This is a genomic window from uncultured Chryseobacterium sp. (assembly GCF_913776365.1).
Classification (GTDB): domain Bacteria; phylum Bacteroidota; class Bacteroidia; order Flavobacteriales; family Weeksellaceae; genus Chryseobacterium.
On sequence record NZ_CAJYMO010000295.1, the window covers coordinates 1 to 15,624 of the forward strand.

Consider the following 15,624-nt stretch of genomic DNA (forward strand, 5'->3'; position numbering starts at 1 on the left):
ATTTTCCGGGATATCGAAGTTAAAGGGAAACAGACGCTATGGAACTTACATTTAGGGATTAAAAGTGCGTTCAGCCTGCAGGGAGAAGAGCTTTCCACATTTAATCTGCTGGAAGAGGACGGAACAATCATAAAAAGCGTTCCGCTGGAGGATATGAGCGACGACGGAGACGGCGAAATTATGTCGGATGTATACATAGACGAGGCTTTTGAAAACCGGGACAACAAAGCCCAGTTCCAATACGGGCTTCTTGATCTCTGGGAATTCTTCTGCGAAGTAGTGGAAGTTATTGAAGAAACAAAAGGCGTTAATTACCCCATTACCGTATACCGTTTCGGAAACGTTCCTTTAAAGGCGCCAAGCAAAAGCGGAACCGCCGGCGGATCCAAGAAAAAATCGGCCATGCCGTTGATGGATGACGATTTCAGCTTTGATGATGATTTTGCAGGAAACAACAACTTTGCAGATGAAGATGATGATAATTTCGATGATGAAGAAGAAGACTACGATGATGATGTTTTCGATGATGAAGATGACAATGACGACGAAAGATAAGTAAGCAGAACTTTTAAAATATACGGCCCTGAATGAGCATTCGGGGCTTTTTCGTGATCCGATCCAAACTTCAGCTGACCACATATCCCGCCCGCGACACAAGTATCCGCAAATGTACAATATACTGTACTATGCAACATCATCAGAAAAGGCTGGGTGCAAGTGTCCTCACTTGCCCTCTATATCGACTTATGCAATATTATCCGGCAAAGCTGGGTGCAAGTGTCCTCACTTACACAATATATCGACTTATGTAACATCTTCAGGCAAAGCTGGGCGCAAGTGTCCTCACTTGCACAATATAATGTCGTATGCAAAATCATCAGACGAGGCTGGGTTGCAAGTGTCCTCATTTGTGCCCCGTATTCAGGCCTCAGTTAACCCTATCCACCATCTATTTTTATAAGGAGCTTTTTCCCGCTTTCTGCTGTATCTTTTTTCCCGTCGCTCATCCCATACCAAAAAAGGATGCCGCTGCAATCGGGGCTAAGATGGCAGGTGCTGTAGGAATTTTCCGGCTGATAATAACACTGATGCAAATGCCTGTACCTAAAATAGAGATATTTTATTCCGGAACAGATTTTTACGTTTTAGCATATTTCTTTATCTTTACTTTCCATTTTTTAATCAATTAAAAAAACAGCAGATGGAAAAGAAATACATCAGGGCAGAAACGTAAAACGGTTCAGGGAAATGCTGGGCATCAAACAGGAAGCACTGGCTTTCGATCTGGGTGACGAATGGAACCAGAAGAAGATTTCAATGTTGGAACAGAAAGAACAGATTGAAGAGTTCCTGCTTCAGCAGATCTCCGAAGTTTTGAAAATCCCTGTGGAGGCATTTAAAAGCTTTGATGAGGAGAAAGCCATCAATGTGATCTCCAATATCACTTTTGAAAATTGTCCTCAGCCATCTGTTGTACAATACAATCCTAATTTTCATCCGGTAGAAAAAATTATGGAGCTGCATGATGAAAAGATCGCGCTTTATGAAAGAATGCTGAAAGAAAAGGATGATATGATGATAAAGCTCCAACAACTTTTACAGAAATAGCATGGCGGTTACAATGGATTAACTGTATCTATCACGTAAGGCTGGGTGCAAGTGTCCTCACTTGCACAATACATCGACTTATGTAACATCCTCAGGCAAAGCTGGGCGCAAGTGTCCCCACTTGCCCACTATATTATCGTATGCATCATCATCAGGCAAAGCTGGGCACAAGTGTCCCCACTTGTGCCCATATTTTAACAAATTTTCCTTCGCCGCTTTCCCGTTTTCCGATCACAATGCCTATTTTTGTCAAAAGCGTAGTAATGAAAAGAGTAATGCTCATGACGGTACTGGCATTGGGCTTAGCCTCCTGTACCACCCAAAATATAAAAACCACTATGACAGATTTGCCGAAAAACTGGAAATCCACCACCAATATTTATGAAGTTAACGTAAGACAGTATACCCCGGAAGGCACCTTCAGGGCCTTTGAAAAAGAAATGCCGCGGCTGAAATCCATGGGGGTGAAAACCCTGTGGTTTATGCCCGTGACGCCCATCGCACAGCAGAACAAGAAAGGCAGCCTTGGGAGTCAGTATGCGGCGGCGGATTACACTTCCATCAATCCTGAATTCGGCACCATGGACGACTTCAAGCATATGGTGAATGAAGCGCACCGGCTGGGCTTTAAAGTCATCATCGACTGGGTGGCCAACCATACCGGCTGGGACCATGTCTGGACCAAAACCCACCCAGAGTTTTACCTGAAGGATCCGGACGGGAAATTCCATGTGGCTTCAGGAATGGATGACATCATTGAACTTGATTACAAAAATCCGGAAATGCGCCTGGCAATGATTGATGCCATGAAATTCTGGATCCGGGAAACCGGGATCGACGGTTTCCGGTGCGACCTCGCTTCATGGGTGGAAGTGGATTTCTGGCAGCAGGCAAGGCCGGAAGTGGAGAAGATCAGGCCGCTGTTCTGGATCGGGGAGTATGACGAGCTCGAGAATCCCGAGTACGGGAAGGTCTTCGATGCCAGCTATTCCTGGAAGTGGATGCATAAATCCGAAGACTATTATAAGAAGAACCAGCCGCTTCAGGAGCTGAAGGACCTGCTCGTACAGTATTCCAATATCGGCGATGCTTCGATGAGGGCCTGGTTTACCTCCAACCACGACGAAAATTCCTGGAACGGTACCGAGTATGAAAAGTATGGGGACATTACCAAGCCGATGGCCGTTTTTTCCGCCACCTGGAACGGGATTCCGCTGCTGTATTCCGGACAGGAACTTCCGAACATGAGAAGGCTGGAATTCTTCGAAAAAGATCCGATCCGCTGGAACGGGAATTATCAGATGGCCGATTTTTATAAGACCCTGTTCAGCCTGAAAGCATCCAATCCGGCATTGAGAGGCGGAGACCCGGCAGTGACGACCACTTTCCTGAACACAACGGCCAACGACAAGATCCTGGCGTACCTGAGGAAGAACGGTGACCGGGAAGTTCTTGTGGTTTTGAATATGTCCAAAGAAGCAGTAAACTTTGATATTGAGGACGACCGTGTATCCGGCTCGTTCCGGAATGTATTCGAAAAAACAAAAAGAGATTTCGGCCAGGGGAAAAACTTCAATTTCAGGGTTACCGATTACGCCGTGTTCGAAAAATAGAGGCATAAAAATACGAATCTCCGAATCCCTGCATTCCGTGCGGGGATTTTGTATTTACGAATGTCCGGTATTCCGTCAGGGTAAGATAGGTTCAGTATAAAATTACATACAGCATCAATACTAACAGGTTTTGATCCGTCCTGATCTGTATTTCTACGGGCCGCACATTCGGCAGGATAGGGCCGGCCTTATTTAAAAATCAGGTTTTTCACGGAATATGCCCCGGCCAATTGAATTTATTTAATACATTTGAAACCTGATAGGTAATCAATCTGAAGATGGATAAATCAAAAATACTGCAAACCGTTAAAAACCGGATCGCTGAGAAAATGCTGAAATTTGAAGAACTTATTGCTTCCACCCGTGCTTCCAACAACGATACCAAAAGTTCGATGGGCGATAAATACGAGACCGGAAGGGAGATGCTGCAGCAGGAGATCAATAACCTGCAGCGACAGCTGAATGAAACCGCCGCCCAGCAGATGGCCGTTCAGAAAATGACCGCTGAATCTTCAGTGAAAGCGCAGAACGGAGCATTGGTAAAAACGGATAAGGGCCTCTTCTATATTTCCGCTTCCGTGGGGGAAGTGATGTCTGATAACGTCAAAATCATGACAGTCTCACCGGAATCGCCGCTGGTAAAAGCAATGGCCGGACTGGGAAAGGGGCAGGCATTTTTCGTCAATACCGTCAGCCATCAGATCCAGGAAATCTGGTAGCTGAATGAGGTGAACAGGAGGGTAACCATCATATCCACCGGCAGAGAATGATCCGGGCGGGATCCCCTGTTACCGTACAATAGCTTCACGCCTGGGAAGCAAACCGTTTCATCAGAAAAGGATTCCCCGCAGCTTCTTAAAATTTCATAAAAGTCGGCACGCCGGTCTTTTATCACGCTGTCCAATTCAAAAAAACTTTATCTTTGCGCTATGATTTTACGCGGAGAAAACTTAATCAAGGAATACGGTCCCAAAAAAGTAGTAAAAGGGGTTTCAGTGCAGGTTCAGCAGGGCGAAATTGTAGGATTGCTCGGCCCGAACGGTGCCGGGAAAACCACTTCGTTTTACATGATCGTAGGCCTGGTAAAGCCCACTTCCGGTAAAATATTCCTCGACAAGCAGGAAATTACCACTGATGCCATGTACCGCAGGGCCCAAAAAGGCATCGGGTACCTTGCCCAGGAAGCCTCGGTGTTCCGGAAACTTTCCGTGGAAGAAAACATCATGGGCGTGCTTCAGCTTACCAGGCTTTCAAAGAAGGAACAGCAGATGAAATGCGATGAGCTGGTGGAAGAATTTTCCCTTCAGCACGTGCGCAAAAACCGGGGCGACCTTCTCTCCGGAGGAGAGCGGAGGAGAACTGAAATTGCCCGCTGTCTGGCCACCGATCCGAGCTTTATCCTTCTGGATGAGCCTTTTGCCGGAGTAGACCCGATTGCCGTGGAAGACATCCAGAAAATCGTAAGAAGCCTGGTCGATAAGAACATCGGCATCCTGATTACCGATCATAACGTACAGCAGACGCTGGCCATTACCAATAAAACGTACATCATGTTTGAAGGAAGGATCCTGAAAGAAGGCCTTCCGGAAGAACTGGCCAATGATCCGCAGGTACGGGAAGCTTATCTGGGAGAAAACTTCGTCTACCAGAGCATCCTCGACAAACCGAAGAAGAAAACCTATGCCTATAACATCTGGGGTGGTAATTTTGAGTCTAAAGCCCAGTTTCAGGCATTTGTAGACAATAATTTTTCCCAGTTTGACGACCTCAGACTGATGCATGGTTTTGAGGACATCAGTTTCGCTTCCCTAGGTAATTCTGAGATCCAGCACATCTTCAATGAAGTGGTTGATAAAAATGGGAACAATTCCTTTGCCTTTCAGAGAAAAGAAATCAACTCCCAATATCCGCTGGAACAGGCGGAAGCTGAATCCAGAGCTGCCGGGAAACCGGAACTGCATTACCTGACGACGTATCTGTACGAAGGATAAACGGATCAGGATAAAAACTGAACTTCACCTTAGTCGTATGGCACTGAAGCCACAGCTATTGATCGGTGGATGTTATTTTTGGATAAAGCGGCTAAACCATTCATGATCATGGATCAATAAAAAACGTTTTAATCCGGTTCCGGATAACATTCTGCTGATCCGGATTCTTCCGAAACGTAATATTCTGTATTGCTTACAGGCAGTAAAGCTGAACGCTTTCATGCCTTTCTTTATAATCCAGATCCCTGAGATTTGCCTGAAAATAGAATAAAACGTACCTTTTATCCTGGAACGGGATCTTTTCCGGCAAACAACTCATCTATGGCAAAACCTTTTAACAGAACCGTTACGCTGTACGGGATTTATAAGCAGCTGGTTCCCTTCATCCGTCCGTACCGGCTGATGATCTACGGGACGCTCCTGCTGACTTTTATCGGTGCTCTGGCAGCACAGGTCAATCCGCTGGTCCTGAAATATACCGTGGATGAAGTTACCGAACTCACCAAGCTTCCGCATCCCATGTCGGAAGGCATTCACATCCTGGTGGTGATCTCAGTAATCCTTTTGGGAAAAGAGCTGCTGAACATTTTTATCAATTTCGGACAGAAGTTTTACGGCGAAAAAATAAGGATCAATGTAAGTTCGGTACTGGCCCAGTCGGCCATTGACAGGATCCTGACTTACCGTGTGGCTTATTTTACCGATGAAAACCATGAATCCGGGAAACTCCAGATCAGGATCGACCGCGGTATTGAGAGCCTTACCCGGCTGGTTCAGAATTTTTTCATCGATATGCTGCCGCTGTTCTCCAACTCATTGATTGCATTGGTGATTATGTACCTTCAGAACGTCTACGTAGGCCTGGTTTCCACCGTTATTGTCCCTGTTTATTTTTATGTCAGTTCCCTGCAGGCCAGAAAGCTGAGCGGTGTGAGAAGGACACTGAGGAATCAGCGCGAGCAGAAGACTTCGGGACTGCTGAATCTGATTAATTCCATCATGGTCATCAAAAGCTTCGTGCGCGAGAAATTCGAGGGCAAAAAACAATACGACCTGCAGATGCAGCTGATGGAAAGCCAGCTGTTCACCCGGAAAACCAACTTCATTTACGACGGGCTGAAGACTTTCATCGAACAGTTCGGAGTCGTACTGATCATCCTTCTTACGGTATATCTGGTGCTCGACCAGCAGATGACCATCGGTGCCATTATGCTGCACATCATGCTGTTCAATAATGTTTCCGCACCGATCCGGCAGCTCCACCGTATTTATGACGATATGAACGATGCCATGATCTATGCCGAAGGATATTTCGATATCCTTAATGCAGATGAAGAAAAGGAACCGAACGGCAATTTCATAGAAAAAGACATCAAAGGGAATTTTGAGCTTAAAAAGGTAAGCTTTACGTATCCCAACGGCACCAAAGCCCTGGATGAAGTTTCCATGACCTTTGAAAACGGCAAGACCACAGCGCTTGTGGGACTGAGCGGAGCCGGGAAGTCTACCGTAATCAACCTCTTATGTAAATTCTACCTTCCGGATTCCGGGGAAATCCTGCTGGATCGGGTAGATCTTAATGATTTCGACAATACCTTCCTGCGGGACGACCTGGGACTTGTGCTGCAGAAAAACCATATCTTCCAGGGAAGCATTGAAGACAACATCCGCTACGGGAATATGCATGCGGATTTCAGTGAAATTGAAGAAGCCGCACGGAAAGCATATCTTCATGACCAGATCCTGGATCTTCCGGAAGGGTATCAGCATGACGCCACCCAACTGTCCGGCGGCCAGCAGCAACGGATTGCCATTGCCCGCCTGTTCCTGAAGAATCCACCGGTGATTTTCCTGGATGAGCCTACCGCCAGCCTGGATGCGATCGCCACCGAACAGATCAAGAATTCACTGGATGCCATTAAAGAAGGCCGGACGGTGGTAATTATTTCCCACTCGCTGTCTCAGATCCTCGATGCGGATACCATTTATGTGATGAAAAAAGGAAAGGTAGTGGAGAGCGGAACCCATAGCCAATTGGTGCAGCGCAACGGTACCTATCGGGAAATCTTCGATGCGTCTGCCAGGAGCCTGAACCTGGATAAACTGGTCAATAGTCTGAAGATGTAGTAATGTAACAATTTAACAATGTAACAATGTAACGATGTAACGATGTAACAATATGACAATGTAATAATGTAACAGTGGAACAATGTATTAATGATATCGTAGGATGATGTGACCAATAATCAGTCATCACTTATCAATCATGTATAAAAAATGAACGACCAATATCTTAAAAAGCTCGACCGTATAACTGCCATTCTGACGCAGCTGCAGTCCAGGCCGCTGGTGAAAGCCCGGGATCTTGCGGAAAAATTTGATGTCAGCATCCGGACCATTTACCGGGATGTAAAGACCCTGGAGAATGCAGGGATCCCGATCGTAGGGGAAGCCGGAAGCGGGTATTCGCTGATGGAAGGCTATAAGCTGCCACCCGTTATGTTTACGAAAGAAGAAGTCCTCAGTTTCATCACGGCGGAAAAGCTGATGAAAAAATTCCTGCACGAGAGCCTGGGGAATCATTACCAGACTGCCATGGAAAAAGTGCGTTCCGTACTGAAATTTTCAGACCGGAACCTGATAGGCCATATTGAAAAACAGATCGACGTCTTTGACTACCATCCTAAAACCGAAGACCGCACCCGGAACATCATCCCGCTCATCCTGGAAAGTATTGCCGAGAAAAAACAGATTACGATTCAATATGAAACGGCAGACTCCGTTGTTTCCGAGAGAGTCATAGAGGTGGTAGGCGTCTTCTTCGAGTTCAATTACTGGTACATCATGGCTTTCTGTACCCTGAGAAATGATTTCAGACAGTTCCGTGCAGACCGGATTCTGAAGATTCTGAAAACGGATCAGCCGTTCCTGCAGGAGTACGGCCAGATCAATGATTACCGGCAGGCCCCGGGCGGAAACAAAACCCGTGTGAGGCTGTTGGTAAACAAGGCCATCATCGGACATCTTACCAACTCAAAAATATACTATGGTCTGACCGGAGAGATTGAACGTGATAACGGCGTTGAGATGATTTTCGAAACCGACTGGATCAAAGAAGGGTTTCCGCGCTGGCTCATTACCTTTGCCGACCATGCTGAAATCCTGGAACCCGAATCGCTCAGGGACAGCCTGGAGCAGCTGATGGCCGGTATATCAAAAAAAATTACAGTCTGATCAACCGTAAACCATAAATCAAATCAATCAATTGTATAAAATTTTTGTGCCTGTATCGTCTGGTATTGTTTGGAATCGTTTATTCTGCATTTTATTAAAAAGGCACGGGTTTTAATAGGGACGGGTTTTTAACCCATTCTGAAATATGCGTTTTGTGCATTGGCTTCAGCCGAAACTTATTTGGCTGCGTGCACATCAAAATGCGCATATAGGTTTGCGCTAAAGCGTTTTCATCATTATCCTGGTAAAATGGGCTAAAGCCCATTTCTATTGAATGCTAGATAGGGACGGGTTTTTAACCCATTCTGAAATATGCGTTTTGTGCATTAGCTTCATCCGAAACTTATTTGGCCGCGCGCACATCAAAATGCGCATATAGGTTTGCACTAAAGCGTTTTCATCATTATCCTGGTAAAATGGCTAAAGCCCATTTCTATTGAATGCTAGATGGGTACGGGTTTTTAACCTTTCTGAAATATGCGTTTTGTGCATCGCTTTCAGCCGAAACTTATTATAAATATGGGTTTTTGCCTCAACTTTTCATGATCATCCTGATAAAATGGGCCGAAGCCTGTTTCTCTGATATTGTGCTTAATACAGACCGGCATTACTTTACGATGAAAAAGCTTTCAGGCATTTCCTGAAAGCTTTTTTATTAGACGGATCAGTTGATTTGAATTAAAACCGTTCCCAGAAAAACGGCGGCTCGATTCCCAAGGCTCTCAGGTAAACAAAGCCCTGCCCGCGGTGATGCACTTCATTGTCGATAAAATACAAAATGTTCTGGTATACCGGAAATTCATACTGTCCGAAAAGATTAAAGCTTTCCTGGAAGCGTTCTTCCGTAATCTGTGCGAAATACCGGTTGATGACTTCCGTTTCCTCATCCCATTTCTCAAGGAGTTCCGCTTTGCTTTTCGAAACGAATTTTTCGTCGTCGTATGGTTCCATCTGCTGTTCTACGATTCCTTTGGTGCCCGGTCCGCCAATGCTGATCAGTTCTACGGCAAGTTTGGCAAACGGCCGTAGTCCGCCGATTGAAAACTCGAATAATTCTTTCTCCGGAAAGGCTTCGATGGTCCTTCTGGTCAGGTTCCGGTGGCCCTGCCAGTGCTCGAGAATCTGTTGGGAAGTCATAAATTTCGGGGAAGTCGCTGTGGTTGCTGTCATGATTTATTTTTTTGTTTGTTATTGTACAGCAAAGATAAATCCGGATGGTGACAACAGCCTGTCAGCAGGATTTTACTGCTGTTCTTTTTTTTCATTTTTCAAAAATAATTTGCAGCAATTCCCGTTTACCAGTCATACTTACATCCCTGTGGACGTAAATAAATAATTTGAGGTGACCGGTCTTCTGACCGGTCATTTTTATTCCGGTTAATAGAAATATAAAGATGAGCGGAAATTTATAATTTGATGATGGCGGTTTAATGCATGGGCGCTAAAATGAAAAATCTGAAAGTTCCGGAGGTGTTATCTGTTTATATTTGATAATCAATAAAATAAGAATATATGTGAGGGTGATCTTTTTTGTATGGCTGACGTTTCCTTAATCTTATGTATGCCTGATCTGGAACATCCCCTGACAGAACGGAATGTTTTAAAGCCAATGCTTAAAAATCCCCAGGCCTATTCCGGATATCATTTCAGCCTTGCTTTCTGCGGCTATATTTTTCATCATAGCTATCCCTTTTCTTTTGTCACCCGTACTTTTGCTTCGCAGCCTTTTTTCTGCTTGTAAAAGTCTGCGGAAGCTGAAAAATATCATCGTTATCATGACAGGAAAGGAAAGTACAATCAGGATAAGATCTAAAGTATTCATAGGGCATGAGTGAAATGAAAGAGTAAACAAATATAGGCATTTGATCACTGATCAGGAAGCTTTCCCTTTGGTTTATTAAAGCGGAACCGGGAGAAATATTTGTCAGCCTTGCCGGAATAAAGTATTTTAGTCTTATGAAAATTTATACAAAAACAGGGGACAGGGGCCAGACCGCATTGTACGGGGGTACCCGCGTTTCCAAAGCCAGCGCCCGGGTGGAAAGTTACGGGAATATCGATGAGCTGAACTCCTTTATCGGGATTGCCAAAAGCCATATTCAGGATGAAGAAGTGCTGACCCAGTTGAAGAAGATCCAGTTTGACCTGTTTACCGTAGGTTCCGAAGCTGCCACTCCGGCGGATAAGCTGATGCTTGCCAACGGAAAATCAAGGCTGCCGCTGGTGATTTCCGATACCGAGATCGAAGAATTGGAACACTGGATGGATGCCTTTGATGAAAAACTGGACCCGCTTCAGTATTTTATCCTTCCCGGTGGCGGAACGGCGGCTGCTTTCCTTCATGCTGCAAGAACCATCTGCCGGAGAGCTGAAAGATCGCTGGTATTCCTGAACGAATCGGAGGAAGTACGCCCGGAACTCATCCGGTACCTGAACCGGCTTTCCGATTATCTTTTTGTACTGGCCCGGTATATTTCCAAAATCAGTAACGAGCCTGAAGAATACTGGAACCCGAATGAAAGATAAAGCATTACTCTTCATCAATGGAGATCCGCCTGCCTCTTTTCCTGATCCCGGGGACTACGGGCTGATTGCCTGTACCGACGGCGCCTTTCACTACCTGAAAAGAATGGGGTTCCCGCTGGAAAAGCTGGACTTCATTTCCGGGGATTTTGATTCGCATTCCGGAAAAGATGAACCGATCTATGACGGTAAGTTCATTTATACCCCCGATCAGGATAAAACCGATTTTCATAAAGCACTTGAAATTATCCTTGAGAAAAGGTATAGGAAAGTAGACGTGCTGGGGGCCAGCGGAGGTGAGCAGGACCATTTCCTGGGAAACCTTACAGTAGCTTTCGCCTTTAAAGAGCAGATGGACATCAGGTTCTGTGATGCTTTTTCCACCTATTATTTTGTTCCGGAAAAAGTGGTCTTACAAGGGGTAAAGAACAAAATGGTTTCCCTGTATCCGTTCCCGGCCGTTGAAAATATAACCACCCGGGGACTGAACTGGCCTTTGACCAACGGAAGCTTAAGCATCACGTCGAGAATAGGAACCCGGAATTTTGCTGTTGATGATGAAGTTGCTATTGAATATGAAAAGGGGGCACTGCTGGTATTTGTCAGTAAGGAATACCCGTGATCCATTATCCACAAGACAGCAGAATGAACTGATTGAGAGGCTGGCTTATTTATGAATTTTTCAGGTTTCTGCAAAGCTGTATGCATTTCCGTAAATAAAGGTCTTATCGGTCAACCTGTTCCGTTTTTTTTCGCCAGCGGGTTCCGTCAGATCACTCAGCACCGGAAAAAGTGCTTACTTTACATTGAAAAATTATAATAAATTTAACGCTCAAAAACCAAACTTTTTTAGCAATTTTGCATTTCTTAATTCACTTGTTTAGAAATGAAAATAAAATACTCGGAACTGATTGATCAGACGTTGTATTTCCCTACGGAGGAATTCAATGTTTCTGAGAACAATTTGTTGTTTCACGACATTCCCCTTATGGAAGTTGTTGAAAAATTCGGCACTCCGCTAAAGATTAGCTACCTGCCGAGAATTTCCCAGAATATCCAGAAAGCCAAGAGCTGGTTTAAAGGTGCTTTTGAGAAAACCGAATATAAGAAAAACTATACGTATTGTTATTGTACCAAATCCAGCCATTTCAAATTCGTGTTGGAAGAGGCATTGAAAAACGATATTTCCATAGAGACTTCTTCCGCCTACGATATGGATATCGTAAAATCCCTGTATGAGAACGGAAAAGTGAGCAAGGATATCGAAGTAATCTGCAACGGCTTTAAAACGGACGATTACCTGGCGAAAATTTCAGACATGATCAACAACGGCTTTGAAAATATTACGCCGATCCTGGATAATTACCGCGAACTGGATAAGCTTACGGAAAGTATCGACACCACTTTCGATATCGGAATCCGGATTGCTTCCGAAGAAGAACCGAAATTCGAATTTTATACCTCCAGGCTGGGGATCGGATACAAGGACATCATCCCGTATTATTCCCAGAAAATCGCCGAACATCCGAATGCCAGGCTGAAGATGCTCCACTTTTTCATCAATACCGGAATCAAGGATACGGCTTATTACTGGAACGAGCTGTACAAATGCCTCCGGGTATATGCACGTCTGAAAAAGATTGCTCCTGAGGTAGACTCTCTCAACATCGGCGGCGGCTTCCCGATCAAGACTTCCCTGAACTTTGATTACGATTACCAGTACATGGTAGAGGAAATCGTTTCCCAGATCAAGAAATTCTGTGAAGAGGAAGGAGTGGAAGAACCGAACATCTATACCGAATTCGGAAGCTTTACCGTGGGGGAAAGCGGCGCAAACATCTACAAGATCATTTCCCAGAAACGCCAGAACGACAGGGAAAAATGGAATATGATCGACTCGTCGTTCATGACCACACTTCCTGATACCTGGGCGATCTCAAGACATTTTATCATGCTTCCGCTCAACCGTTGGGAAGATACCTACGAAAGGGTATTCCTGGGCGGGTTAACCTGTGATTCCGATGACTATTACAATTCCGAACAGCATACTAATGCGATTTATCTGCCGGTATTCAGCGATACCAAGCCTCTGTATATCGGGTTTTTCCATACCGGAGCCTATCAGGAGACCATCAGCGGTTTCGGGGGAATCCATCACTGCCTGATGCCGCAGCCACGGCATATTCTCATCCAGAAGGACGAAAACGGGGAACTCCAGTACGAGATTTTCCGTGAAAGGCAGGAGCCGGAAGATGTTCTGAAAATTTTAGGATATAAATAAGAACTTCGAAATGTAATTTTTTGTATCAGTAAAAAAGGCTTCAGCTCTTTTAACTGATATTGATAAAAGTCTATAAAAAACAGGCTGTTCAAAATTTGGACAGCCTGTTTTATTTTTTGGGGTTTAAAACCTCACAGGTTTTCGAAAACCGATGAGGTTTAATCAAAATACTGCTTAATCTTATCAAGTTCCAGGTCCGAATAATCTGAAACCACCGTATCTGCCAGCGTATAATCCTGATTTTTGGAATGCGGGCTTCTGTAGGCGGCACAGAAAATAAGCGCGCGGTGGGCAGCCAGGATCCCGTTTGTGGAATCTTCAATCACCATACAGTTTTCAACCGGTTCGCCGGCCATTTCCGCTGCCCGCTGAAACACCTCAGGGTGAGGTTTGGACTCCTTCAGGTCGGCACCGCTGATCTTGCCTGAGAAATAAGGTTCCAGCCCGAACTTTTCAAACACCATATTGATGGTGGTCATGGTGGCTGAAGAAGCCAGGATCAGGGTAATGCCATTTTCATGATAGTGCCGGATCAGCTCACGGACTCCCGGGATCAGATCGAAGTCTTCATCATTATAAAAATATTCCTTGAAATAATTCCTTTTGATCTCTGCGATGCTTTCATAGGAATGGGAAAGCCCGAATTCACGGATCAGGGTTTCACATACCCGTTTGGTAGAAGCTCCGGTAAATGAAGTATACAGACCTTCGGAGACCTCGATACCCAGATCGGTAAAGGTTTTGAAATAAGCTTTTCTGTGCAGCGGTTCCGTATCCACAATAACGCCATCCATATCGAACAGCACAGCTTGTAAAGGCATAAAAATAAAGTTTCAACAAAGATAATGATTTTGCAGGAAGGGAAAAAACTGCGGAAGACCCGATGCATGCCTTCTGATCAGAGGGATTTATGCAGATTTTATCCATCCGAATCTGCGTAATCATCGCCAGACCATCAGGGAGATTGCATTGTTATACATTCAGCCTGACTAAAAAATTAACAGAAATATATTCCTAAGTTCGTCATCCTGAACTCAGGACATTTTAATTTTGCTATCCATCCACCATCCACCATCCACCATCCACCATCCACCATCCATCATCCATCATCCATCATCCATCAACTATCAACCATCAACCATCATCCATTAACTATCAACTATCAACCATCCATCAGCCATCATCCAAGTTTTTCGTATCTTTGCCGAAATCATTTAATTGTACAGAACACATGAGAACATACGCAGGAATTCCTGAAGAAAATGCATCCCTGGAAAACTCGAAAGTAATGCTGGTTACCGTTCCTTATGACGGGACCTCCACCTGGGGCAAAGGCGCCGACAAAGGCCCTGAGCTGTTCCTGGATGCTTCCGAAAATATGGAGCTTTACGACATTGAAACCCAGACGGAACCTTATCTTGAAGGCGTATACATGGCAGGGGAAATTGCAGAAAATTCTTCTCCGGAAGCCATGACGGAAGCCGTTTATCAGAAAACAAAAGAATTGCTGGACCATGACGGGAAGCTGTTTACGCTTTTCGGCGGCGAACATTCCGTTTCTATCGGATCGATCCGTGCCGTGGGAGAGAAGTTTGAGAACCTGACCGTTCTTCAGCTGGATGCCCACACCGATCTCCGTCCGGAATTTCACGGTTCAACCTCCAACCATGCCTGCGCGGTATTTGAGGCCAGCCAGAAACATAACCTGGTGCAGGTGGGAATCCGTTCCATGGATATCGAGGAAGCGCAGTATTTACCGGAAGGAAGAGTGTTTTTTGCTCACGAAATCGCTAATAATGAAAATTGGGTAAATGATGTACTGGAGAAAGTTTCCGGAAACGTCTATATTACCATTGACCTGGATGCATTTGATCCTTCCATCGCTCCTTCTACCGGAACTCCCGAACCGGGCGGACTGCAGTGGTACCCAACCCTGGAACTGCTGAGAAGAGTTTTTGAAAAATGTAACGTGGTGGCATTTGATATTGTTGAGCTGATGGATTCGCCGATGGCAAAACCAAGCGCTTTCCTGGCTGCCAAGCTCTATTACAAAATGCTGGCATATTACCACATTAACAGCAATAATTAAAATTCCGCAGGAACCGGATTTTTTCTGCCGCCTGTTTTCCGGAAATTTGCAGGGTAACACAAAATAAATGATATGTCTACGTCTACACAAAGTCAGATCGATTATCAGCGGATTGCCACTGCCATAGAATATCTCCAGAAAAACTTCAGGCAACAGCCGGGACTGGAGGAAATAGCCGGCCAGGTTCATCTGAGCCCGGCCCATTTCCAGAAGCTCTTTTCCGACTGGGCAGGGACAAGCCCGAAAAAATTCCTGCAGTTCATCAGCCTGGAGCACGCTAAAAGC

13 protein-coding genes and 2 pseudogenes are annotated in these 15,624 nt (G+C 45.1%); 12 read left to right on the forward strand and 3 right to left on the reverse strand.

Going from position 1 to position 15,624, the window contains the following annotated elements:
• The 7 genes and pseudogenes from QZ735_RS15380 to QZ735_RS15410 form a co-directional block, all read left to right on the forward strand.
• A partial coding sequence (locus tag QZ735_RS15380) for a hypothetical protein (protein ID WP_294250120.1) occupies positions 1-555 on the forward strand: 555 nt, incomplete at its 5' end.
• A gap of 693 nt (positions 556-1,248) precedes the next feature.
• On the forward strand, positions 1,249-1,608 hold the full coding sequence (locus QZ735_RS15385) for an XRE family transcriptional regulator (RefSeq protein ID WP_294250125.1): 360 nt from the start codon (positions 1,249-1,251) through the stop codon (positions 1,606-1,608).
• 263 nt (positions 1,609-1,871) lie between these two features.
• Positions 1,872-3,221, forward strand: a complete 1,350-nt coding sequence (locus QZ735_RS15390) for an alpha-amylase family glycosyl hydrolase (protein WP_294250127.1) — start codon at positions 1,872-1,874, stop codon at positions 3,219-3,221.
• 278 nt (positions 3,222-3,499) lie between these two features.
• Positions 3,500-3,940, forward strand: coding sequence for a hypothetical protein (locus QZ735_RS15395; protein ID WP_294250130.1), 441 nt, complete (start codon positions 3,500-3,502; stop codon positions 3,938-3,940).
• A 210-nt stretch (positions 3,941-4,150) separates the two neighbouring features.
• A pseudogene (gene lptB, locus QZ735_RS15400) lies at positions 4,151-4,876 on the forward strand (LPS export ABC transporter ATP-binding protein); the annotation flags it as partial.
• A gap of 738 nt (positions 4,877-5,614) precedes the next feature.
• A complete protein-coding gene (locus QZ735_RS15405; RefSeq protein ID WP_294250156.1) occupies positions 5,615-7,339 on the forward strand; it encodes an ABC transporter ATP-binding protein in 1,725 nt (574 codons plus the stop codon).
• Between the two features lie 150 nt (positions 7,340-7,489).
• The gene (locus QZ735_RS15410; protein ID WP_294250134.1) at positions 7,490-8,446 is read left to right on the forward strand and encodes a YafY family protein; all 957 of its coding nucleotides are present in this window, start codon (positions 7,490-7,492) and stop codon (positions 8,444-8,446) included.
• 678 nt (positions 8,447-9,124) lie between these two features.
• Here QZ735_RS15410 and QZ735_RS15415 read toward each other — a convergent pair.
• Both QZ735_RS15415 and QZ735_RS15420 read right to left on the reverse strand, forming a co-directional pair.
• Positions 9,125-9,616 carry a DinB family protein gene (locus tag QZ735_RS15415; RefSeq protein ID WP_294250136.1) on the reverse strand — a complete coding sequence of 164 codons (492 nt, stop codon included), beginning with the start codon at positions 9,614-9,616 and terminating at the stop codon, positions 9,125-9,127.
• A 430-nt stretch (positions 9,617-10,046) separates the two neighbouring features.
• On the reverse strand, positions 10,047-10,268 hold the full coding sequence (locus tag QZ735_RS15420) for a hypothetical protein (protein ID WP_294250139.1): 222 nt from the start codon (positions 10,266-10,268) through the stop codon (positions 10,047-10,049).
• 134 nt (positions 10,269-10,402) lie between these two features.
• On the opposite strand from QZ735_RS15420, the gene QZ735_RS15425 reads away from it, so the two are divergent.
• The 3 genes from QZ735_RS15425 to QZ735_RS15435 all read left to right on the forward strand — a co-directional run bounded on the left by QZ735_RS15425 (position 10,403) and on the right by QZ735_RS15435 (position 13,250).
• Complete coding sequence (locus QZ735_RS15425; RefSeq protein ID WP_294250141.1) at positions 10,403-10,972, forward strand: cob(I)yrinic acid a,c-diamide adenosyltransferase; 570 nt, start codon at positions 10,403-10,405, stop codon at positions 10,970-10,972.
• Positions 10,962-11,591 carry a thiamine diphosphokinase gene (locus QZ735_RS15430; RefSeq protein ID WP_294250144.1) on the forward strand — a complete coding sequence of 210 codons (630 nt, stop codon included), beginning with the start codon at positions 10,962-10,964 and terminating at the stop codon, positions 11,589-11,591. Before QZ735_RS15425 ends, QZ735_RS15430 begins: the two co-directional genes overlap by 11 nt.
• A 264-nt stretch (positions 11,592-11,855) precedes the next feature.
• Entirely contained in the window at positions 11,856-13,250 is a 1,395-nt protein-coding gene (locus QZ735_RS15435) for an arginine decarboxylase (RefSeq protein ID WP_294250147.1), read from the forward strand.
• Between the two features lie 158 nt (positions 13,251-13,408).
• On the opposite strand, the gene QZ735_RS15440 is transcribed toward QZ735_RS15435, so the two are convergent.
• Positions 13,409-14,071 (reverse strand): HAD family phosphatase, encoded by a 663-nt coding sequence (locus tag QZ735_RS15440; protein ID WP_294250149.1) that lies wholly within the window; start codon positions 14,069-14,071, stop codon positions 13,409-13,411.
• Between the two features lie 410 nt (positions 14,072-14,481).
• On the opposite strand from QZ735_RS15440, the gene speB reads away from it, so the two are divergent.
• Together speB and QZ735_RS15450 are read left to right on the forward strand one after the other, a co-directional pair.
• Positions 14,482-15,339, forward strand: a complete 858-nt coding sequence (speB, locus tag QZ735_RS15445) for an agmatinase (protein ID WP_294250151.1) — start codon at positions 14,482-14,484, stop codon at positions 15,337-15,339.
• 72 nt (positions 15,340-15,411) lie between these two features.
• A pseudogene (locus tag QZ735_RS15450) lies at positions 15,412-15,624 on the forward strand (cysteine methyltransferase); the annotation flags it as partial.